This window comes from Pseudomonas vanderleydeniana (assembly GCF_014268755.2).
Classification (GTDB): domain Bacteria; phylum Pseudomonadota; class Gammaproteobacteria; order Pseudomonadales; family Pseudomonadaceae; genus Aquipseudomonas; species Aquipseudomonas vanderleydeniana.
Genome location: NZ_CP077093.1, coordinates 1,059,699 through 1,081,286, shown reverse-complemented (window position 1 = coordinate 1,081,286; position 21,588 = coordinate 1,059,699). Strand labels below are relative to the sequence as shown.

Sequence of the window (21,588 nt, the reverse complement as noted above, 5' to 3'; positions counted from 1 at the left end):
CCCGTGCTTTCGAAAGCTTGCGTTGCAGAGGCCTTTGTAGATGGACAAGTACGACCGTTTGATCCTGGGAGCCCTGCTGGAAAACGGCCGGGCTTCATTTGCCGAACTGGCGCGCAAGGTCAACCTGTCCGCCCCGGCCGTGGCCGAGCGAGTGTCGAAGCTGGAAAGCAGCGGCGTGATCACCGGCTACCAGGCCAAGGTCGATCTGGACCGGATCGGCCTGCCGATCCGCTGCGTGATCGAATTGCGCTTGAACCAGCATGGCAAGCAGCAGACCTACGACGAACTGGCGCAGATTCCGCAGATCACCGAATGCCACCGGGTGACAGGTGATCCTTGCGTGATCATGCAGGCGGCGGTGGGCTCGATGAGCGAGCTGGAGGAACTGATCAACCGGATCGCCCAGTTCGGTTTCAGCAAGACCTCGATCGTGCTGTCCAGCGCCATCGAGCCGCGGGTGCCGTTGGGGCATCTGGAGAGCAACGGCAATGGCAAGGCCAAGGGCTGACAAGACGGGAAGCTGGCTCCAGCTTGTGGTGATCGGACCAGGGGGATGTGGCGATCGGGCTTTTGTGGCGAGCGGGCTTGCCCGCGCTCGGCTGCGAAGCAGCCGTAAAACCGGACACCTCAGTGGCCTGGGCGTTCTCGGCTGTCTGGTTTCGGGGCCGCTTTGCGTCCCAGCGCGGGCAAGCCCGCTCGCCACACAAGCCCAGCCCGCTCGCCATAGAATCATTCAGGTCAGCCCCTCACCAGAGACAACCACTCCCGGCCACTGGCACCACCTGCGGCATGTCCCGCAGGCGAATCCAGGGCTCCTTGCGCCAGTGCAGCAGGCTCAGCACGCCACCACTCCACTCCAGCAAGCCCAGGCTCGGGGCCTGGGTCCGCGCCGGTTGCGGCTGGTCACGCAGCATCGGCAGCACCTGGTGAGTCAGCCACTGGCGCAGGTGGCGGTTCTCCGGCAAATAGTGATAGACCAGCATCGCGTAGACACCCGACTCGCTGAGCATCAGATGCTCTTCAGCGCCGCTGTTGCCTTGCAGGCTCAAGATACGGCGCTGATCCGGATCGAGCTTGATCGCCTTGCGCTCGTGCCATTCGATGCCCATCAGCTTCCCGACATCGCGGGCGCAGAACCAGGCTTCGTCATGCAGGAGCAAGGCGCGGAGTTTCAGGTGGTGGCGGGTGAAAATATGGGGTTCGAAGCTGATATCGACTTGCGCTTCGAGAATGGAATTTTCCATTTTTGAATCACTCTTGGCTGTCTGAAATCAAGCTGCCAAAAGCCTTCCTACGGACTTGGGTGGCAGCCGTACGCGGGGTAGGAACCGAGTTTTCAGACAACCCCGGCCACGCAAGAGCGTGCCCGCGCACGGCCACCATTGCTGATTATCCGGGCATAAAAAAAGCGCCGCAATCAGGAGGTGGACGCAAAGCGTCTGAAAAGGTCAGCAAGGGTTCCTACGCCCTGTCACCGATTTGGCGATGACGCAGAAAGGCTAGCGGCGACACACCACGCGGAAAAGACAGCACATGTCGCTACCAGAAGTACGACATTTCCCAAAGTCGGGAAAATAGCCGTATGTACCGTGCAGGCCTATCCATCTCCCCCATACTATCCCTACCTCTGCAAATGGCTGATGGCCAGGTACGAGCATTGAGTGGTGTTGAAATGAAGGCCAACGCAAGGGCCGATCAAGAAATCTTTGATGTGGAGCACGAACTGATCCAACGGGTCAGGGCACGCATTGAGGCTAATGAAACTCCAGCATGGGTACCTCTGGATGAAAGCGCAGGCTGAAAGCGACATAGAGACGGAATCTCACAGACACCAAGGCACGCCCGGTTCAAATTTGCACAGAACCTTACGAGCGGTTCAAATTCGGACTGAATTAAGTTCATCCTAGCCAAGGATCATCGGGCCCAGCCTGATACTCCAACACACCGTTCGCACCTCGATGGAGACCGCCGCTCATGCGCGTCGAAACTATCAGTTACCTGAAAGCACATGCATCCGATCTGGACCTTCAAGAACCGATGATCGTTACGCAGAACGGCAAGCCGGCTTATGTCGTCGAATCCTATGAAGATCGAGTTCGCCGGGATGAAGCCTTGGCCCTTGTTAAGCTACTGGCTATCAGCTCTCGCGAATATGCCGAAGGCAAGTTCCTGACGGCTGACGAAATGCGCGCTCGTCGATCCAGAAAATGACCCGCACGGTTTTCACCCACGCCGCCATCCGCTCGATCGACATGCAGGAACTCTATCTAGCCGACAAGGTTGGCCATCAAGCCGCCTCAAAGTACTTTGGTGAGCTGGAAGATGTAGAACAGCGACTCAACGATCACCCGGAATCCGGACAGCTCTGCCTGCAAGCTGCGGAACTGGGGGCCATTCAGTATCGAGAACTGAATTACAACCCTTATCGGGTTATCTACAGCCATGACGCCGCCAGCGACACAGCCGTTGTGCACCTGGTATTGAATCAGGCACAAAACGTGAGGGATTGGCTGGTGCATTACTGCCTGATCAAAGATCTCGATTGACGAGTCTTCGGGCAACACTCCTCCTGGTTTGACTCAGGCTCCCCGATACCGCTTCAAATGCTCCCCCACCTTCGCCGCCGGCACCTTCTGCAGCTTGCACAGCAAGTCATGGGACAGTTCCCGCAGCCCGTGCTTTTCACGCAGTTCCCCGGCCATGTGCGCCAGCAGGTTCGCCGCCATCTCGGCATCGGCCATCGCCCGGTGCGCCTTGCCGGTGTTCGGTAGCTGTGCATAAGTCGTCAGCGTGCCGAGCTTGTGGTTCGGCGCCGCCGGCATCAGGCGGCGCGCCAGCAGCAGTGAGCAGGCGAAGTTCTGCAGGCGGGTGCGCTTGATGCGCGACAGCTCATAGTCCCAGAACTTCTGGTCGAACGCCGCGTTGTGCGCCAGCAGCGGCGTGATGCCAACGAACTCGTTGACCTCGCTCATCACTTGCTCGGCCGAGGGTGCCGTGCGCAGCATGGCGTTGCTGATGCCGGTCAGCTGCTCGATGAACGCGGGGACCCGCACGCCAGCATTCATCAGGCTCTGGTAACGGTCGACGATGCGCCCTTCTTCCAGGATGACCACGGCAATTTCCGTCGCCCGGCAACTGCTGCTCGGCGAGATCCCGGTGGTTTCAAAGTCGATGACCGCAATACGTTCCAAAAGCCCTGCCCTTTCAATGATCGGTTGTTCAGTTTTTCAACAGCAACGCGCCCTCGATCGGCACGTAGCGGCTTGCCGCGCGAATCAGCGAGTTGGCCGTCAGCCCCGGCACGCCATAGGCCACCGCCTCGACCCCATGCTTGCCGATGACACGTTCGAGCAACAGGTCGAAATCACCGTCGCCAGAGGCCAGTACGACTTCGTCGACGTTCGGCGCGGCGTCCATGATGTCGATGGTGATGCCCACGTCCCAGTCGCCCTTGGCCGAGCCATCGCTACGCTGGATGTAGGGTTTGAGTTTCACCGTGAAGCCCAGGTTGCGCAGGATCTGCTGGAACTGCTGCTGCTTGCTGTCCCCCCGGTCAATCGCGTAGGCATAGGCCTCGACGATCTCCCCGCGCTGGCTGATATCGGCCCACAGGGCGGCATAGTTGAAGTGGCAACCATAGGCCTGGCGAACGGTGTAATAGAGGTTCTGCACATCGGCGAACACTGCGATTTTCTTCACCGCGGATCCTCATGGCGCAAACGCGCACTGACGGGCTGACGGACACTCGAGAGCGAACAGGCGCCCAGTATGCCAGCATGGGGGAAGGTTCCGCGAACAATCACGGCTGGCGGCCCGGCCGCAAATGGCCGGCAAGACGGGTTTGGTGCGAGGAAAACGGCATTCGGGGCGCATTGGCGCCCCGGACCGTAAGCAGGATCAGACGTAGGAATCGTCGTCAGAGAAAGAGCTGTCGTCGCTATAGTCGCTGTCGAGGAAACCGCCCTGGTCGTTATTGCCCCAGGAGTCGTTGTTGGCCATGCGTTGCTCGTCGTTCCAGCCACCACCGTTGCCCCAGCCATCGTTGTTGCTCATTGGCGCAGGCTCGATGATTTCCTCGATGACCTGAGGTTGCTGGTTGTGGCGGAACAGGCTGCTGATACCTTCGGCCAGCATCACGCCACCGGCAACGCCCGCGGCGGTTTTCAGCGCGCCACCGAGGAAGCCGCTGCCGACCGGTGCGGCTGGAGCGGCCTGCTGTGGCGCGTAGCTGGGTGGCGGGTTGTAGTTCTGCTGCGGCTGGGCGTTGAAACCTGGGCGCGCCGGCTCACGCCAACCACCACCCGAGCTGCCAGGGGCCGGAGCAGGGGCTGCTTCGCGATTGCCGCCACCGAAGATGCTCGACAGGAATCCGCCGCTGCTCTGCGCCGGAGCCGCACTCTGGGCACGGGCCTGTTGCAATTCGGCCTGGAGCTGCTGGAGCTGGGCCTGGAGTTGCTTGTTCTGCTCGTCGAGACTCTTGATCGCGTGCTCTTGCACCAGGATCGATTGAGTCATGTAGTACGGCGCAGCCGGCTGGCGCGTCAGATGCTCCTTGATCCGCGCCTCGGCCAGGGCGTCGCGCGGGGCTGAATCCTTTTCGGCTTGTTGCAACCGTGAAAACAGTCCATCGATCAGGGTTTGCTCTTCGCTATTCATGGCGACCTCATCAGATTGCCGGGTAGAAATCGGTCGTCCGGGCCAACGGTGGCAGGGACGTACATCAGTTATGGGGGTGTTGCAGGAAGTTTCAATGATCCTTACGCAACGTTTACATTTGAGTGTCGGACAGCCGCATCGGTTAAAGTGACGCCTTGCTTTGACCTTGATAGCGACCCCATGACTCCGTTCACCGTACTACGCGACTCCCTGTATTTCTTCCGCCGCAACCTGGGGCGGATCGCGCAGCTCTGCCTGCCCCTGGTGGTGCTCGAAACCGTGCTCCAGCACCTGCTGGACACCGCCATCGGCCCCGACGCCCCGGCCGCCTATGACCTGCTGGCCGGGCTGGTGATCTACCCGCTGTACACGGCGGCGCTGATCCTGTTCCTCGATGCCCGCACCCGCGCAGGAGAAACCCCGCCCAACCGTGTGCTGCTGGCGGCGGCCCTGACCCTGTGGCCGCGCATGGCGCTGCTGGCTGCGACCACCACCGTGGCGACCGTACTGGGCCTGTCGCTGTACTTCCTGCCCGGCATCTGGCTGACCGTGGTGCTGGCCTTCTCCGAATACCGCCTGGTGCTGCACCGCAGCGAACCGCTGCGGGCGATGAAGGAGAGCTTCAGCCTCAGCCGTGGGAATTTCTGGCTGACCTTCACCTGCATCCTCTGTGTCATGGCGCCGCTGTGGATACTCAAGGGCATCAGTGCCAACCTCTACCCGGAGCCGCAGAACCCTGTACTGACGGTGGTCATCGACAGCGCCCACAGTTTTTTACAACTGTTTACCAGCGTGGTGCTCTTCCGCCTGTATATGCTGATCAGCGAAAAGGCTGACCGGGACTGACCGGACAGCCTCCAGGAACGGGGGTTAACCGCAGACAAGGCCGTCGGGTATGCTCCTACACCAACTGCAACGTCATAAGCCGCGCCCATGACCCGTGCACTCCATTACACCTGCCTGAGCCTCATCCTGGTCGCCGCCCTGCTCGGCCTGTCCCTCTACAGCCTGACCTGGCGGCCGGCCGAGAAGGAAACCCTGCCGGTCAGTTGCACCGCCCAGGCGCCGGTGCTGGTCGCGGGCCAGGCCCTCAAGGTGATGACCTGGAACGTCCAGTACCTGGCCGGCAAGCGCTATGTGTTCTGGTATGAAACAGCCGACGGTAACGGCAAGGATGAACGCCCGACCCCGGCCGACATGGCCTTCAGCCTCGATGAAGTGTCCCGGGTGATTCGCGACGAGAAACCCGACCTCGTGCTGCTGCAGGAAGTCGACGACAACGCCAAGGCCAGCGCCTACCAGGACCAGCTCAAGCTGATCCTGGAGCGGGTGGCCGACCTGTATCCGTGCAGCACGCAGGCCTTCGACTGGAAGGCCGATTTCGTGCCCGACTGGCACATCCTCGGCAGCGTCGGCCGCAAGCTGGCGATCCTCAGCCGCTACCAGGTCGAGCACGCCGAACGCCTGCAACTGCCCCTCGCTCCGGCCAACCTGATCAAGCGCCAGTTCCTGCCTCGCCCGGCCTTGCTGCTCAATTACCTGCCACTGAGCAATGGCGACCAACTGGCAGTGATCAACACCCAACTGGCGCCCTTTGCCCAGAACGACACCCAGTTGCGCCAGGTCCAGGCAACGACCCAACTGCTGGACAAGCTCGAAAGCCAGGGCACGCCGTGGCTGATCGGCGGCGACTTCAACCTGCTGCCCCTGGGCCAGTACCTGCGCCTGCCGGCCAACCTGCGCGGCGGCTATTCGGCGGACAGCGAGTTGCATGTGCTGTGGGACAAGTACCCGATGATCCCGAGCAACAACGAGGCCAGCGGGATCGACCGCGAGCAGTGGCTGACCTTCTACCCGAACAACCCGGCCATCAGCGGCCCGGACCGGACGCTCGACTACTTCTTCTACAGCGCGAAGATGCGCCGGGTCGAGGCGCAGGTGAGGCAGGACGATACGCTGAAGATCTCCGATCACCTGCCACTGGTGGCGCGGTTCCTGCTGCCGGCCGGGCAATAGCGACATTCAGCCACTTCAGTGCGTCGCCGCCGGCTGGGCATCGATGCGCACCCGCATCAGCCGGTAGGGTTTTTCCCGCTTGTCCTGCCCATCATTGAAACCCGGCGAGCGATGCAGTTGGTTGGCGGTGAAGTAGAGATAGCCGTCCGGCCCGATCGACAGGGTGTCCGGCCATTGCGCCCGGGGGTCCTGAACAATGGTCCGCCAGTGCCCGTCGGGCAGACGCTGGCGGATGGCGTCATGCTCGTAGTCACCGGCATAGACCGACCCGCTGGCGTCCGCCTCAAGGCCATCCGAGGCGCCCTTTTCCCCCAGGTCTACGACCGCCTTCTCCAACTCGGCCTCACTCACGCTGGCGTCACGCAGCAGCGCAGTGGAAATCGAGTAGAGGTGCCGGCTCGACAGCGGGCAGAAGTACAGAGTCTGCCCATCGCTCGACAGGGCGATGCCATCGGAAGCGACCTTGAGGAAGCTGGTACCACCCTGGGCGTCACGGGTGATCAGTGCCGGCTTCCCCTCGATCATCGGGACGAAGGACGGGTCGACCGAAGTGGATTTCGCGCCGCTCAGGCGTCGACTGGCGCTGCCATCGGCAAGGTCGACCACGATGATCCCGCCGGGTCCGCTGACGGAAGAGTCGGTCACGTAGGCGACGCCGGCCTGACCGACGCGGAAGTCGAAGCGCACATCGTTCACATAGGTACTCGGCAGGATGACGTTGGCGGGAAACACCAGCGTCTTCACCACCTGGTTGGAGGCCAGGTCGATCGCGACCAGCTTGGCGCCTCCGGCCCTGGGCTGGGAAAACCCGGGAGCGGCGGTGTCGAGCACCCAGAGCCGGCCACGGCCATCGGCAACCACACTCTGCACACTGATGAAGCCGGCTGCGGGATCCTTGAGGTCTGCGGTGTTGATCGGCCGGTTCGGGTAGGCAACCAGCTTGCCATTGACGATCTCCGCCACGGTGAACTCGACGTTGTCACCCCAGCGCGGGAAGTTGACGAAGATCCTTCCGGTTTCCGTCACCGTCACCCCCGTTGGCATGGCCCCGTCGAACGCGTAGACCTGTTCGGGAGCGGCCGGGGCGGCGAAAGAGAAAGCGCTGGCGGAAATGGCCAGCGCGAGGCTTGCAACCTTGAAGAGGGCTTTCATATTCGATTTCCTGAACTTCGAGTGGATGCTGTCGGGAACCCCGCCCCCTCATCAGAGGCTGGCACCGACAGAACTGGAGTGGTGACAGGCTATCCGTGCCGTTCAATCGAAAAAACCGCCTGATTTGGACAAGACCTTCAACGTTTCATTGAAAATGCTGGGACACCTGCCGGAACACCGCAGGTGCCCACCAGCTCAGGCAACAGGAATCGGGTTGTCGACCAGCGACAGGTTGAACTGGTGGATCAGCTCATGTTCGTGCTGGCCCTGGTTGGCGCGCAGCGGCACAACCCGATCCACCAGCACTTCGGTGGTCGCGGTTTCAAGCTTGACCAGGGTTTCACGGATGAAGTCATCCAGCGGCATGGCGCGCTCATCGCCGCTCTTGTGGATCAGGTCGGTATCCACCCACGGCGGCGCGACTTCCAGCACCTTGACGCTGGTGTCACGCAGCATGAAGCGTTGCGACAGCGAGTAGGAGTGGATAGCGGCCTTGGTCGCCGAGTACAGCGCCGTGGCCGCCAACGGAAGGTAGGCCAGTATCGAGCTGTTGTTGATGATGTACGCGTCGGGCTGGCGCTTGAGATGCTCGACGAATGCCGCACTGATCCTTACCGGACCGAGCAGGTTGGTCTGCAGCAGCCCGACCGCCTGCTCGTCATCCAGGTCGCCGGAACCGGCGTTGTCGAATGGCATGATGCCGGCATTGTTGATCACCACGTTCAGCGACGGGTGGCGGCGGATGACCTCCCGGGCGACCGCCTTGATCTGCTGCGGATCGTTGATATCCAACTGGATGGTGTCGATCCCCGGGTTGGCCCGGGCGATCTCGTCCAGCAGGGCCTGGCGGCGCCCGGCGATGATGACCTGGTTGCCGCGTTGGTGGAACGCCTCGGCCAGGGCGCGGCCGATGCCCGAAGTGCCGCCGGTGATAAAGATGGTGTTTGCACTGAGTTTCATGATTTGTGTCCTTCTGAATGAAATGCAATCAGCTGGCGCTGTAGCGCGGTGCCAGGCGGTTGCTGGAAAGCTGGCCGAACAGCGCCTGCCGACTGGCCTCGTACTGTTCGAACGGTCGCAGGTCATGCAGCGAAGGGATGGAAACCAGCACCTCCCGGTCGAAGTCCTGCAGGGCGCCGTCGACCAGGTCGGCGGCCGACATCACAATGCCCGGGTCGAGGTTTTCCACCGGCAGGCCGCCGATCTGCCAGAAGTCGGTCGCGGTAGCACCGGGCAGGACGGCCTGGACCTTGATGCCCTGCGCGGACAGTTCCTTGTGCAGCGACTGGCTGAAGGCGGTGACATACGCCTTGCTGCCGCCGTACACACCGTTGAGCAGTTCCGGCGCCAGGCTGACGATCGACGAGATGTTGATCAGTGCGCCCTGCTGGCGGGCGATGAAGCCCGGTACCGCGGCGTAGGTCAGCCGGGTCAGTGCGGTGACGTTGAGGCTGATCATCTCGGCCATCCGTTCCACATCGCTTTCCAGCAGGCTGGTGTGGGTGCCGATGCCCGCGTTGTTCACCAGCAGGGTGATGCTGGCGTCTTCGCGCAACTTGCGTTCGACACGGGCCAGGTCCTGCGGATTGGCCAGGTCCGCGGGGAAGACTTCGACATTGCGCTGGGTGTCAGTGGTGATACGGCTGGCCAGTGCGTTGAGGCGGTCACGGTTGCGGGCTACCAGTACCAGGTCATAGCCGCGGCGCGCCAGGCGCTCGGCATAGATCGAACCGATTCCGGTGGAGGCGCCAGTGATAAGGGCGGTGCCCTTGTGTTCCTGAGTCATGTTCCTGCTCCGTCATGTGTGGGGGACTGGAGCCATGATGCGGAAAACCGGCTATGTCTTAAACGACGTATATGGTAGTTTTTCAGGACATCAACAGAGGAGCATTGCCATGCACCGAGTAGGCTATCTGCTGACCGAAGGCTTCCAGGTCATGTCCCTGGCGACCCAGTCGGTTTTCGAGTTCGCCAACCTGGTCGCGGGGGAGCCGGTCTACAGGATCCAGAACTTCTCCCTGTCCGGTGGCAGCGTGCGCTCGTCGCTGGGCCTGCAGATCGACACGCTGGCGCTGGGCAAGCCCGGCCTCGCCGACAGCTGGATGGTCGCCGGCACCCTCGAACCACTGACGCCGCCGCCCGCGGGCGTGCTCGACAGTGTGCGCGGCTTCGCCGACAGCGCGCGGCGCGCGGCCGGGATCTGCACGGGCACCTTTATCCTGGCCGCCGCAGGCGTGCTCGACCATCGGCGCGCGACCACGCACTGGGCCCATGCCCAGGCCCTGCAGGCGAACTATCCGGACATCGAGGTCGAGGACGATCGGATCTTCATCGTCGACGGGCCGGTGTGGACCTCGGCCGGCATGACAGCCGGAATGGACATGACCCTGGGGATGGTGGAAAAGGACCTGGGGGCGGAGCTTGCGCGCTCGGTGGCCCACCACCTCGTCATGCATCAGCGCCGCTCCGGCGGACAGTCGCAGCACTCCGAACTGCTGACGCTGTCACCCAAGTCGGACCGGATTCAGAGCGCCCTGGACTATGCCCGCCAACACCTGAGCCGGCCGTTGAGCGTCGAGGAACTGGCCGATGTGGTGCACCTGAGTCCACGACAGTTCACCCGCGTGTTCACCGCCGAGACCGGGCAGTCGCCGGCCAGGGCCGTGGAGAGCCTACGGCTGGAGGCGGCGCGATTGATGATCGAGCAGAGCCGCCACAGCCTGGACGTGGTGGCCCGGGAAACCGGCTTCCGGGACCGGCGCCACATGCGGGAGGTGTTCATCCGTGGCTTTGGCGTCCCGCCACAGGCGGTGCGGCGTGATGCCCGGCGGGTAGGCTGAACAGACACCCACCACCCCCTCCCCGTCCCTTGTAGGAGCAGGGCTTGCCCGCGAAGAACGATAACGTGGTTCGACGGATAGACCGCATCATCGTTCTTCGCGGGCAAGCCACGCTCCTACGGGTGGGGCGGTGTTGGGGTTATTTACGCGGTTTGGCCCGCGCCGTCGCTTCCGCCACCAGCGGGTCATCCGGCCAGTAATGCTTGGGATAACGGCCCTTGAGGTCCTTCTTCACTTCGGCGTAGGTGCTGCGCCAGAAGTTCGCCAGGTCCTGGGTCACCTGCACCGGCCGCCGCGCCGGCGACAGCAGGTGCAGCTTGACCACCTGCCGGCCACCGGCAATTCGTGGCGTCTCGGCCAGGCCGAACAGTTCCTGCAGGCGTACCGCCAGGATCGGCGGCTGCTCGCTGTAGTCCAGGCGGATCGACGAGCCCGACGGCACGCTCAGGTGATGCGGGGCGAGTTCGTCCAGGCGCTGTGGCAACGGCCAGGGCAGCAGGTTGTGGATAATGTTGGCCAGTTCCAGGTTGGCGAAGTGGCTGAGCCGCGAGACCCGGCCCAGGTAGGGCGCCAGCCAGTGCTCCATGCTCGCCAGCAGCGCGGGATCGCTGACGTCCGGCCATTCGCTCTGGCCCTTGTCCGCCAGGTCGAGCTGACGCAGCAGCGCCACCCTCGCCTGCCACTGGCGCAGCTCCGGGGTCCAGGGCAGCAGTTCCAGTCCCTTGCGCCGCACCAGGTTGACCAGCGCCTGGCTGCGCGCCGCCTCGTCCAGCCCGGTCAGCGGCTCGCGACCCAGGACCAGTTCGCCGACCTTGCGCTGGCGTTCGGCGCGCAGCACCCCCTCGCGCTCATCCCAGTCCAGTTGATCGACGACACTCACCTGCTCGGCCAGCACCGTGTCGAACAGGCCTGGGTCGAACTCGGCCGCCAGGTAGATCCGCTCTTCGCGCTGGCCCTGGCGGCTGCCCAGGTCGGCGACCACCAGCCAGGGCTGCTTCATCAGGCTGTCGATTTCGCTGAACATCGCCGCCCGGCCATTGGCCAGGCGATATTCCGCGCCGCCAGCGCGCCGCTGCTGGGCAACCCGGTCCGGATAGGCCAGCGCCAGCAGCGCGCCGAGCCAGCGCGAATGTTCGGGATCAGCCACCGGCTCGCTCGCCTTGCCACGCAGGTATCCCCGGTACTGCCGCGCCAACTGCCGGGCTCGTTGCACGCCACCCTGGCCGCCGCGAGCCACCCGCTCCTCCCCTGCCAGCAAGGCCAGCCGACTGTGCAGGTCGGCACCACCGCCGCGCTGGATATCGCGCTCACCCAGCAGGGCCGCGACATCGCAGGCCATGCTCGCCAGGCCCAGCGCCTGGCCACGCAACAGCAGGTGGGCGATACGCGGATGCGCAGGCAGTTCGGCCATCGCCTTGCCATGTCGGGTCAGCGTCGCGGCTTCGCCTGCCTTACAGGCCAATGCACCCAGGCGCTGGAGCAGATCGCGGGCCTGTGCATACGCCGCAGCCGGGGGCACATCGAGCCAGACCAGTTGCTCGACCGCCACACCCCAGCGTGCCAGTTGCAGGGCCAACCCGGCCAGGTCGGCCTGGAGAATTTCGGCGCTGCCGTAAGCCGCCAGTTGTTCATGCTGGGCTTCGGACCACAGGCGATAGCACACCCCCGGTTCCAGGCGCCCGGCCCGACCGGCGCGCTGGGTCGCGCTCGCGCGGGAGATGCGCTGGGTGTCCAGGCGGGTCATGCCGCTGCCCGGGTCGAAGCGCGGCACCCGCGCCAGCCCGGCGTCGATCACCACCCGCACGCCATCGATGGTCAGGCTGGTCTCGGCGATGTTGGTCGCCAGCACCACCTTGCGCTTGCCTGGCGGAGCCGGCTCGATGGCTGCACGCTGGGCGGCCAGGTCCAGTTCGCCATGCAGTGGGCAGAGCAGGATCTGCGGCTGGCTGCCCAGGGTCTCTTCCAACTGCTGGTGCACACGGCGGATCTCGGCCTGTCCCGGCAGGAATACCAGCACGCTGCCACTTTCGTCGTTGACCGCCTCAAGCACGGTCTGCACCACTCGCGGTTCAATGAATTCGCCAGGCTGGAAAGGCCGGCCCCAACGGGTCGTCACCGGGAACATGCGGCCTTCGCTGCGCACCACCGGCGCCTCGCCCAGCAGGCTGGACAGGCGCTCGCCCTCCAGGGTCGCCGACATCAGCAGGATCTTCAGCGGTTGCTCGTCCCGGAACATCTCGCGACCATTGAGGCTCAGGGCCAGGGCCAGGTCGGCATCCAGGCTGCGTTCGTGGAACTCGTCGAAGATCAACAGGCCGACGCCCTCGAGCGCCGGGTCATCCTGCAGGCGGCGGGTGAGAATCCCTTCCGTCACCACTTCGATCCGCGTACCGGGACCGACCTTGCTCTCCAGGCGAATGCGGTAGCCCACGGTTTCGCCGACCTTTTCCCCCAGCTCCTCCGCCAGCCGTTCGGCCGCCGCCCGGGCAGCCAGACGGCGCGGTTCGAGCATCAGGATGGTTTGCCCGGCCAGCCACGGCTCGTCCAGCAGCGCCAGCGGCACCCGGGTGGTCTTGCCCGCGCCGGGCGGGGCTTCGAGCACGGTTTCGTGGCGTTCGCCCAGGGCCTGGCGCAGTGCAGGCAAAACTTCATCAATCGGCAAGGAAATCATGGTGGCTCCAGAACAGGCCGCCGAGTATAACGGCGAACCGAGCTGCATTAATCACGGTCTTATTCGTTGACCCTTGTATAGTGGGCCTTTCCCTCCAGGAGATCCTTGCATGCGTATTTCTTCGCGCGTTATCGGTGGCGTCGTGGTTGCCACCCTGCTGACCCAGTTGACCGCCTGTGGCTCGATCTTTTTCCCCGACCGCCGTGGCCAGATCGAAGGCAAGATCGACCCGCTGGTCGCCGGCCTCGATGCCATCGGCATCCTGTTCTACGTCATCCCCGGGCTGATCGCTTTCGGCATCGACTTCGCCACTGGCGCCATCTACCTGCCCAACGGCACCACCGCGCAGATCGCCCCGGAAAAACTCCACGAATCCATCGGCACCAATGGCCAGGTCGACAACCAGAAACTGCAGGCGATCATCCAGACCGAACTGGGCCAAAGCCTGCCGCTGAACGACCCGCGACTGATCCAGCACAAGGGCAGCCTGCAACAGTTGGCCATGTATGGCCTGCGTCCTTCCGCCTGATCCCCGCCCGCACAAGGACCGCCTTGCATGAGCAACAGCCCCGAACACGCTCGCCTGCTGCGCCTGGCCACCCGGGCCTCGGTGGCGGTCGCCAGTATCCTGATCGTCACCAAGGCCATCGCCTGGTGGCTGAGCGGCTCGGTGAGCATGCTCGCCGGGTTGACCGACTCGGCACTCGACGGCGTGACCTCGTTCCTCAACCTGCTGGCAGTGCACTATGCGCTACGTCCGGCGGATGACGACCACCGCTACGGTCATGGCAAGGCCGAGTCGCTGTCGGGCATGGCCCAGGCGCTGTTCATCGCCGGCAGTGCGATCCTGATCGCGGTGCAGGCGGTCGAGCGGATCCGCCATCCAGAGCCGGTAGGGGCGCCCTGGCTGAGCATCGGCGTGATCATTCTGTCGCTGGTGCTCACCGCCGCCCTGCTGGTGCTGCAACACCGGGTCATTCGCGCAACCGGCTCCACCGCCGTGCGTGCCGACTCGCTGCACTACCGCTCGGACATGATGCTCAACGGCAGCATCCTGCTGGCCCTGGTGTTCGCCAGCCTCGGCTTTGCCCAGGTGGATGCCTGGTTCGGCCTGGGGATCTCGGCCTACATCCTGTGGAGTGCGATCCAGATCGGCCGCGAGAGTTTTGCCGTGCTGATGGACGAGGAACTGTCGCCGCAGATCAGCCAGCACATGCTGGAACTCGCCAAGGGCGTGCCGGGCGTGCTGGGCGCCCATGATCTGCGGACGCGGGTGTCGGGCAACCACTGGTTCGTGCAGTTGCACCTGGAGCTGCCGGGAGAGCTGACGCTGTCGGTGGCCCACGGCCTGAGTGACCAGGCCGCCGATGCGATCAGTGCCGTCTACCCGAAGGCCGAAGTGCTGGTGCACGCCGACCCTCGGGAAGTGGTGAAACGCCGCGACTGATCAGTAACTGACCTGGTAGCCGCGACTGCTCAGGCAGTTGCCCTCGGCCTGGCGGTAGGTCTGTACCACCGCCGGGTCGGGTGCGTAGGTGACGTTGGCCGGATCGAAGCCACTCTGCTGCACGGCCCAGCGATAGCAATCCTCGCCATCCTGCTGCACCTGCTCCGGACTCTGGCCGTTGGCCGGGTAGGCCGTCACGTCATAGCCATTGCCCGAAGGCGCTGGCGCCACCTGTGGCGCGGCGGCGGGCGGGTCGACCACCACGTAGTCCTGGGTATCTTCCTGATAGAGGTAGTAGGCCCCGGCCGCAAGGAAGAACAGCGTGCTGCCGACCCAGACTTCCCGCGCGTAATCGGGCAGGTAATTGATGCGGATTCCACGCGGTGGTGCGACCACCACGTAACGCGGCCCCTGCGGGCGATACCAGTAGCCGCCGGAGAAGAAGTAGTCCTGCCCACGGTACGGCACCCGCCAGTTACGGTCGGGGAAACGATCGATCACATAGCCTGGACGATACTGCGGCCCCGGGCCCCAGCCATTACCGTGACCGGAGGGACGTCCCGGCCAGCGATGGTCGTTGGGGTGATCGAAGTTGCCACCCGGACGACCATAGTTGCCACCGGCCTGCCAGCCGGGGTTGTAGCCATTGCGCCTTGGAATGTCCGAGTAGTTGCCGCGCATCGGCTCCTGGGTCTGGCGCACGGTGTCGGGCCGGCTCTGGATCGGCAGGTTGTTCTGCGGCTGCGGCGCCGGGCGGCTTTGCTGGTTCGGATCATTCTGTGGTGGACGGCCCTGCCACTGGCCACCGAAGTTCTGCTCGCGACGCTCGAAGTGCTGGTTGTTCTCCGGCCGTGGCTGATTGTTTTCCTGGCGGAACTGGTTCATCTCCGGACGAGCCTGCGGTCGAACCTCCGGCGCCTGGGGACGTGGCTGGGGAGCCTGCGGGCGTGGCTGGATGGCCTCCGGACGCGGCTGATTGTTCGCCGGCCGCTCCTCATGCCCACCCGGGCGCCCTTCGGGCCCACGCTGCCCACCGTTGGGGTGGGGATGCTGCTGGTTCTCTTCACCCCGATCTTCAGCCAGTGCTTGCGCACCAACACTCATACAGAGCAAGCCAACACCTGCCAAATGCCAGATGCGCGATTTCATTCGGTTCCTCACTGCGGTTCAGGGCATAACCATAAGACTGGGAAAGCGGATGCCGGTTCTGCAATACATTATCAGTCACCAGACTTATTTTACGCCCAATAAAAAAGGGAGGCTCGTCAGCCTCCCTTTGGGGAATTTCGTCCGTGCTCGACGCTTTTGACGCCGGCTCACCTCACACCGTCTTCTGGACAGCGTGTAGCCCGGGGGCCTGCACAACCCTGTGGGATTGCCGGCCGCGGAGCGCCTGATTCGGCGGGCCGCTGTGGACTCTATGTCCGGGCAGTGATTCGTGTTGCAGTGATTCTGGTGATAAGAATAGGCCGGGCACGGCGGCAGGCGATTGCGAACATTGCTCGAATAAACATGACTTGCGCAATAATTCGCTTCAGATGGATAATTCAGCGCAATAGTTATGATAAAGGCCTGAACGATGAGCAAACTCGACCGATATGACCTGAGCATCCTGGCGGAATTGCAACGTGACGCCCGCATCTCCAACCAGGAGCTGGCCGAGCGCATCGGGCTGTCGCCCTCGCCCTGTTCGCGACGGGTCAAGCAGCTGGAAGACGACGGCTACATATCACGCCAGGTCGCGCTGCTGGACCGCAAGAAGCTCGGCCTGAGCCTGACCGCCTACGTGCTGATCGGCATGGACCGGCACACGCCGGAACGTTTCGAGAACTTCGAGGCGGCGATCCGCAGCTTGCCGCAGGTGCTGGAGTGCAGCCTGGTGACCGGGATGGATGCCGACTACCAGTTGAAAGTGGTGGTGGCCGACATGGATCACTACCAGAAGCTGCTGCTGGGACACCTGACCCGTATCGAAGGCGTGACCAGCGTGCGTTCCAGCTTCGTGCTCAACCAGGTGCTCAACAGCACCGAATTGCCGCTCAATCACCTGCGCAGCTGACCTGACACCACGCCTTACCTTTGCCGGGATGCTGAATCGGTACGCAGCGGCCGTGATTCTTACCCCTGTGGGAGCGTGGCTTGCCCGCGATCGGGCGCGCAGCGGCCGTGATTCGGTTCACTCGGTGTGCCAGATGGAACGCGTGCTCAGGTTTTGCGGCTACTGTGCAGCCGATCGCGGGCAAGCCCGCTCCCACAGGATGGAGAGCAAGTTCAGCAAGAGCCAGCGGACCAGGGCTGAGGCAAACCGACGCAGGTCAATGCCGGCCGATTCTTCGCTGGCGTATACTCGGCGGGCTTTTTACCCCGCTCGTGCTGGAGAGTCCCGATGGATCCTGCCGTTTTCGAAGAGTGGATGATGACCGGCCTGGTCAGCATCCTGATCATTTTCATGGGTTTCATCGTCTGGGACCTGGCGAAGAAGTCCAAGGCCGGACGCTTCGGTACGCTGATCCTGTTCTTCGTGCTGGGCCTGGGCGTGGCCGCGTTCGTGATCAAGAGCGTGGTGATCGGCCTGATCGAGTCCGGCTCGCTATAACCGCGCCGGGACTTCCTTCCACTGGCCCTGGTCGAGCCCGTCGAGTGTCCAGTCACCAATCCGCACCCGCACCAGACGCAAGGTCGGCAGGCCCACGGCTGCCGTCATCCGGCGTACCTGCCGGTTGCGGCCTTCACGGATGATCAGTTCCAGCCAGCTGGTGGGAATGCTCTGGCGAAAGCGCACCGGCGGATTGCGCGGCCAGAGCTGCGGTTCTTCCAGGGCACGGGCCTGGGCCGGCAGGGTCATGCCATCGTTCAACTCGACGCCCTTGCACAGGCGCTCGATCTGCTCCGCCGTGGGAATGCCCTCGACCTGCACCCAGTAGGTTTTCGCCAGCTTGTGCCTGGGGTCGGCAATGCGCGCCTGGAGCTGACCGTCGTTGGTCAACAGCAGCAGGCCTTCACTGTCGCGATCCAGGCGCCCGGCCGGGTAGACGCCAGCCACATCGATGAAGTCCTTGAGCGTCGCCCGGCCTTCACCGTCGCTGAACTGGGTCAACACGTCGAACGGCTTGTTGAACAGGATCAGCCTGGGCTCGCTCGGCGGCGCCTTGGCGACACGACGGGGAGCAACGGGACTTTTCGCCGCTGAACGGCGGGCGATGGGGCGGGGGGGACGAGACATGGTGAAATGGACATCTGAGAATCGGGAGTCGTCATGCTAGGGCGTATGGCGCATTAATTCCACAGGCGAGGGCCCAGACAGGACTTGATGATCGTTCCCACGCGCCGCGTGGGAACGCAGCCCGTGACGCCATGCGTCACAAAAGCGGACGCCGAGCGTCCAGAGAGGCATTCCCACGCAGAGCGTGGGAACGATCACAACGCGGTACTGTAGGAGCCGGGCTTGCCCGCGAAAGCGTCAACATGAGCGACACAAGACTCCGCGGCCGCCCACACCATCGATATCAGCGGAACGGCGGCTCGTCGAAACTGCGCAGTTTGCGCGAGTGCAGCGAATGCAGCTCGGTGCGCAGCAGGTCCACGGCAGCGATGCCGATCTTCAGGTGCTGGCTGACCGCACGCTCATAGAACGCGTTCGCCGAACCCGGCAGCTTGATCTCGCTGTGCAGCGGCTTGTCCGAGACACAGAGCAAGGTGCCGTAGGGCACGCGCAGGCGATAGCCCTGGGCGGCGATGGTGCCGCTTTCCATGTCCACGGCCACGGCACGCGACAGGTTGATCAGCGGCCGCTCCTGGGCCCAGCGCAGTTCCCAGTTGCGGTCGTCGTAGGTCAGCACGGTACCGGTACGCAGGCGCTTCTTCAGGTCGTCGCCCTTGTCGCCGGTGACATTGGCCGCCGCTTCCTGCAGCGCCAGTTGTACTTCGGCCAGAGCCGGGATCGGGATGTTCGGTGGTACCACGCGGTCGAGAATGCCGTCGCGGCGCATGTAGGCGTGGGCCAGCACGTAGTCGCCAATGGTCTGGGATTGGCGCAGACCGCCGCAGTGGCCGATCATCAGCCAGCAATGCGGACGCAGCACCGCCAGGTGGTCGGTGATGTTCTTGGCGTTGGACGGGCCGACGCCGATGTTGACCAGGGTCACGCCGTGGCCATCGGCCGCCTGCAGGTGGTAGGCCGGCATCTGGTAGCGATGCCAGACCACGGCGGCAGCCACGGCCTGGGCCTCGGCATAGTCCAGGCCCTTGTCGATGATCACGTTGCCCGGCAGCACCATGCGCACGAAACGCGGGTCGTCACGCAGTTGTTCCAGGCCATGGAGGATGAACTGGTCAACGTAGCGGTGATAGTTGGTCAGCAGGATCCACGGCTGCACATGGCGCCAGTCGCTGCCGGTGTAGTGCACCAGGCGACGCAGGGAGAAGTCGACCCGGGCCGCGTCGAACAGGCCCAGCGGCAGGGGTTCGGCGCTCTCCCAGTCGTGCAGGCCGTCGGCGATATCGTCGGTGGCGGCAGACAGGTCGGTGCTCGGGAACACTCGCGCCAGGGCTGCGGCGGTCACGCCGGAGCCGGCCAGCTCATCGCCCTGCTCGACCACGTAGGGATAGGGGATGTTCTGCTCGCTGACACCGACTTCCACCGTCACGGTGAAATCACGCATCAACGGCACCAGCTGTTCCAGCAGGTATTTGCGGAAGGCACGGGGGTGGGTGACGGTGGCGCTGTAGGTACCGGGCAACTGGACCTTGGCATAGGCGCGGGTGATCGTCGGCACTTCACCCTGGTAGGTGTAGGTCAGGCGCAATTCAGGGTAGCGGAACAGCGCACGCTGTTCGGCGTCGGGCTCGATGCGATCCTTGAGGTAGCGCTTGAGCGCCTGGCTCAGGGCGCTGGTCGCACGCTCGTGGAGTTCGGCCAGGCGGTCGACGGCCTGTTCAGCGGATTGCACGACAATAAAAGCTTCGGTCACGGAGAGTATCCTGTCTTTTGATGTTGCAGGCCCTCATCTTGCCTGCAACATCGTCAGACGGAAACATCGGCTTTTCGTTTCCCTCGCGATTCGTGGACCGGCGTACACCGGTGGCGAGCGGGCTTGTCGGGACGCCGCAGTAGTCGTCGCCCAGTTCATCCTACCTGTAGTATCAGAAGCCTTGGGGAGTTGAACGGGCAACGATGGCCTCGACATTCACGCCACACGGCAAGGTGCCGTAGACCAGGCCTCGACCACCGAGGCGAGCGGCGATGAAGCCGTCGCTGACCGCCGAGTTACCCGCTTCCAGCAGCAGCTTGGCCTGCAGGGCCAGGGCGATGTCCTCGGTCAATTGGCGGGCGCGATACTGGATGTCGCCGGTGTCGGCGAAGGCCTGCTTGAGTTGCTCGATATGCCGGGCCAGGCGCTTGTCGCCATGACCATCACCCAGTTCGTCGAACAGCACTTCGAGCACGCCCGGCTCTTTCGACAGCGAACGCAGCACATCCAGGCACTGCACGTTCCCCGAGCCTTCCCAGGTCGAGTTCACCGGCGCCTCGCGATACAGCCGTGGCAGGATGCTGTCTTCCACGTAGCCGGCGCCGCCCATGCATTCGGCCGCCTCGTTGATCATGGCCGGCGCCCGCTTGCAGATCCAGTACTTGCCCACCGCCGTGACCAGCCGGGCGAAACGGGCTTCGTGCCCATCGCCCAGGCGATCCAGCGCCTGGCCCATGCGCAGGCTCAGGGCCAGGGCCGCTTCGCTCTCCAGCGCCAGGTCCGCCAGCACGTTCTGCATCAAAGGTTGCTCACTGAGCAGGCGCCCGCCGACCCGCCGGTGCGCGCAGTGGTGACTGGCCTGGGTCAAGGCCTGGCGCATCAGGGCGCTGGAGCCGACCATGCAATCGAAGCGGGTCATCGCCACCATCTCGATGATGGTCGGCACGCCACGCCCTTCCTCGCCGATCATCCAGGCCAGGGCGCCACGAAACTCCACCTCGCTCGAAGCGTTGGAGCAATTGCCCAGCTTGTTCTTCAGGCGCTGGATATAGAACTGGTTGCGACTGTCGTCCGGGCGATGCCGGGGTAACAGGAAACAGGTCAGGCCCTTGTCGGTCTGGGCCAGGGTCAGAAAGGCGTCGCACATGGGCGCCGAGCAGAACCACTTGTGCCCCACCAGCTCGTAAGGCTGGCCGGGACCACCAGCGCCCACCGGATAGGCCCGCGTGGTGTTGGCTCGAACGTCGGTGCCGCCCTGCTTCTCGGTCATCGCCATGCCGATGGTGGCACCACTCTTGTGGGCGATACCGACATTGCGGGGATCGTACCGGGTACTGAGGATGCTCGGCAGCCACTGCCCGGCGATATCCGCCTGCAACTTCAAGGCCGGCACGCAGGCGAAGGTCATGGTCAGCGGACAACCAGTGCCGGCCTCGGCCTGGCTGTGCAGGTAGGTCATCGCCGCGCGGGCCACGTGTGCACCCTCCTGCGGATCGGTCCAGGGCAACGAGGGCAGGCCGTGCTCGATGGCGGTACGCATCAGCTCATGGTAGGCCGGGTGGAACTCCACGAGGTCCTGCCGGTGGCCGTAGCGATCGTGACTGACGAATACCGGCTTGTTCTGGTTGGCCAGGAACCCCGCCTCCATCAGCGGCCCGCCGGCCAACGCGCCATAGGCGTCGATCCGCGCCTGCGCCCAGCCGGCCCCAAGGCGCCGCGACCACTCCTGCAACGGCAGGTCGATCCGGTAGAGGTTGGCGCCATCGAGCGACGGTGGCTGGTTGGTGACTTCGTGGGTTTCGGCGTACTGATGGAGATTCATCGGGACAAGCTCCT

Annotated in this window: 22 protein-coding genes; 10 read left to right on the top strand and 12 right to left on the bottom strand. The window is 64.0% G+C overall.

Annotated features, from left to right (window positions below; all coding sequences use genetic code 11):
* Positions 1-40: 40 nt before the first annotated feature.
* A complete protein-coding gene (locus HU752_RS04805; protein ID WP_186682585.1) occupies positions 41-508 on the top strand; it encodes an Lrp/AsnC family transcriptional regulator in 468 nt (155 codons plus the stop codon).
* Positions 509-746: 238 nt separating this feature from the next.
* On the opposite strand, the gene HU752_RS04800 is transcribed toward HU752_RS04805, so the two are convergent.
* Positions 747-1,244, bottom strand: coding sequence for a BRO-N domain-containing protein (locus HU752_RS04800; protein ID WP_186682583.1), 498 nt, complete (start codon positions 1,242-1,244; stop codon positions 747-749).
* 730 nt (positions 1,245-1,974) lie between these two features.
* Here HU752_RS04800 and HU752_RS04795 point away from each other — a divergent pair.
* Together HU752_RS04795 and HU752_RS04790 are read left to right on the top strand one after the other, a co-directional pair.
* Positions 1,975-2,211 carry a type II toxin-antitoxin system Phd/YefM family antitoxin gene (locus HU752_RS04795; RefSeq protein WP_186682581.1) on the top strand — a complete coding sequence of 79 codons (237 nt, stop codon included), beginning with the start codon at positions 1,975-1,977 and terminating at the stop codon, positions 2,209-2,211.
* A complete protein-coding gene (locus tag HU752_RS04790) occupies positions 2,208-2,546 on the top strand; it encodes a type II toxin-antitoxin system RelE/ParE family toxin (protein WP_186682579.1) in 339 nt (112 codons plus the stop codon). The genes HU752_RS04795 and HU752_RS04790 overlap by 4 nt, the downstream gene beginning before the upstream one ends.
* A gap of 33 nt (positions 2,547-2,579) precedes the next feature.
* On the opposite strand, the gene HU752_RS04785 is transcribed toward HU752_RS04790, so the two are convergent.
* The 3 genes from HU752_RS04785 to HU752_RS04775 all read right to left on the bottom strand — a co-directional run bounded on the left by HU752_RS04785 (position 2,580) and on the right by HU752_RS04775 (position 4,656).
* On the bottom strand, positions 2,580-3,191 hold the full coding sequence (locus HU752_RS04785; RefSeq protein WP_186682577.1) for a 3'-5' exonuclease: 612 nt from the start codon (positions 3,189-3,191) through the stop codon (positions 2,580-2,582).
* Between the two features lie 28 nt (positions 3,192-3,219).
* The gene (locus HU752_RS04780; protein WP_186682575.1) at positions 3,220-3,699 is read right to left on the bottom strand and encodes a LabA-like NYN domain-containing protein; all 480 of its coding nucleotides are present in this window, start codon (positions 3,697-3,699) and stop codon (positions 3,220-3,222) included.
* Positions 3,700-3,897: 198 nt separating this feature from the next.
* Positions 3,898-4,656 (bottom strand): DUF2076 domain-containing protein, encoded by a 759-nt coding sequence (locus HU752_RS04775; RefSeq protein WP_186682573.1) that lies wholly within the window; start codon positions 4,654-4,656, stop codon positions 3,898-3,900.
* A 180-nt stretch (positions 4,657-4,836) separates the two neighbouring features.
* On the opposite strand from HU752_RS04775, the gene HU752_RS04770 reads away from it, so the two are divergent.
* Positions 4,837-5,502, top strand: a complete 666-nt coding sequence (locus tag HU752_RS04770) for a YciC family protein (RefSeq protein ID WP_186682571.1) — start codon at positions 4,837-4,839, stop codon at positions 5,500-5,502.
* Between the two features lie 87 nt (positions 5,503-5,589).
* On the top strand, positions 5,590-6,672 hold the full coding sequence (locus tag HU752_RS04765; protein ID WP_186682569.1) for an endonuclease/exonuclease/phosphatase family protein: 1,083 nt from the start codon (positions 5,590-5,592) through the stop codon (positions 6,670-6,672).
* Between the two features lie 15 nt (positions 6,673-6,687).
* Here the strand turns inward: HU752_RS04765 and HU752_RS04760 are convergent, their stop codons facing one another.
* From HU752_RS04760 to HU752_RS04750, 3 genes are all read right to left on the bottom strand, one after another.
* A complete protein-coding gene (locus HU752_RS04760; protein WP_186682567.1) occupies positions 6,688-7,824 on the bottom strand; it encodes an L-dopachrome tautomerase-related protein in 1,137 nt (378 codons plus the stop codon).
* Positions 7,825-8,019: 195 nt separating this feature from the next.
* Positions 8,020-8,784: an SDR family oxidoreductase gene (locus HU752_RS04755; RefSeq protein ID WP_186682565.1), complete on the bottom strand. Its 765-nt coding sequence runs from the start codon at positions 8,782-8,784 to the stop codon at positions 8,020-8,022.
* Between the two features lie 28 nt (positions 8,785-8,812).
* Positions 8,813-9,610, bottom strand: a complete 798-nt coding sequence (locus HU752_RS04750; protein WP_186682563.1) for an SDR family NAD(P)-dependent oxidoreductase — start codon at positions 9,608-9,610, stop codon at positions 8,813-8,815.
* 109 nt (positions 9,611-9,719) lie between these two features.
* Here HU752_RS04750 and HU752_RS04745 point away from each other — a divergent pair, with 109 nt between their 5' ends.
* Positions 9,720-10,664 (top strand): GlxA family transcriptional regulator, encoded by a 945-nt coding sequence (locus HU752_RS04745; RefSeq protein ID WP_186682561.1) that lies wholly within the window; start codon positions 9,720-9,722, stop codon positions 10,662-10,664.
* 139 nt (positions 10,665-10,803) lie between these two features.
* On the opposite strand, the gene hrpB is transcribed toward HU752_RS04745, so the two are convergent.
* Positions 10,804-13,335, bottom strand: a complete 2,532-nt coding sequence (gene hrpB, locus HU752_RS04740; RefSeq protein ID WP_186682559.1) for an ATP-dependent helicase HrpB — start codon at positions 13,333-13,335, stop codon at positions 10,804-10,806.
* 109 nt (positions 13,336-13,444) lie between these two features.
* Between hrpB and pmcY the strand changes: the two genes are divergently transcribed.
* Together pmcY and HU752_RS04730 are read left to right on the top strand one after the other, a co-directional pair.
* Positions 13,445-13,864 (top strand): periplasmic Zn2+ metallochaperone PmcY, encoded by a 420-nt coding sequence (gene pmcY / locus HU752_RS04735; protein WP_186682557.1) that lies wholly within the window; start codon positions 13,445-13,447, stop codon positions 13,862-13,864.
* A gap of 27 nt (positions 13,865-13,891) precedes the next feature.
* Positions 13,892-14,782 (top strand): cation diffusion facilitator family transporter, encoded by an 891-nt coding sequence (locus tag HU752_RS04730; protein ID WP_186682555.1) that lies wholly within the window; start codon positions 13,892-13,894, stop codon positions 14,780-14,782.
* Here HU752_RS04730 and HU752_RS04725 read toward each other — a convergent pair whose 3' ends face one another.
* Complete coding sequence (locus HU752_RS04725; protein WP_186682553.1) at positions 14,783-15,931, bottom strand: DUF6515 family protein; 1,149 nt, start codon at positions 15,929-15,931, stop codon at positions 14,783-14,785.
* Between the two features lie 430 nt (positions 15,932-16,361).
* Here HU752_RS04725 and HU752_RS04720 point away from each other — a divergent pair, with 430 nt between their 5' ends.
* Together HU752_RS04720 and HU752_RS04715 are read left to right on the top strand one after the other, a co-directional pair.
* Complete coding sequence (locus HU752_RS04720) at positions 16,362-16,841, top strand: Lrp/AsnC family transcriptional regulator (protein WP_010445083.1); 480 nt, start codon at positions 16,362-16,364, stop codon at positions 16,839-16,841.
* Between the two features lie 327 nt (positions 16,842-17,168).
* Complete coding sequence (locus HU752_RS04715) at positions 17,169-17,378, top strand: DUF2788 domain-containing protein (protein ID WP_017903158.1); 210 nt, start codon at positions 17,169-17,171, stop codon at positions 17,376-17,378.
* On the opposite strand, the gene HU752_RS04710 is transcribed toward HU752_RS04715, so the two are convergent.
* From HU752_RS04710 to HU752_RS04700, 3 genes are all read right to left on the bottom strand, one after another.
* On the bottom strand, positions 17,373-18,005 hold the full coding sequence (locus tag HU752_RS04710) for a pseudouridine synthase (protein WP_225920098.1): 633 nt from the start codon (positions 18,003-18,005) through the stop codon (positions 17,373-17,375). The genes HU752_RS04715 and HU752_RS04710 overlap by 6 nt on opposite strands.
* A gap of 283 nt (positions 18,006-18,288) precedes the next feature.
* On the bottom strand, positions 18,289-19,752 hold the full coding sequence (gene amn / locus HU752_RS04705; RefSeq protein ID WP_186682551.1) for an AMP nucleosidase: 1,464 nt from the start codon (positions 19,750-19,752) through the stop codon (positions 18,289-18,291).
* 172 nt (positions 19,753-19,924) lie between these two features.
* A complete protein-coding gene (locus HU752_RS04700; RefSeq protein WP_186682549.1) occupies positions 19,925-21,574 on the bottom strand; it encodes an acyl-CoA dehydrogenase family protein in 1,650 nt (549 codons plus the stop codon).
* Positions 21,575-21,588 lie beyond the last annotated feature (14 nt).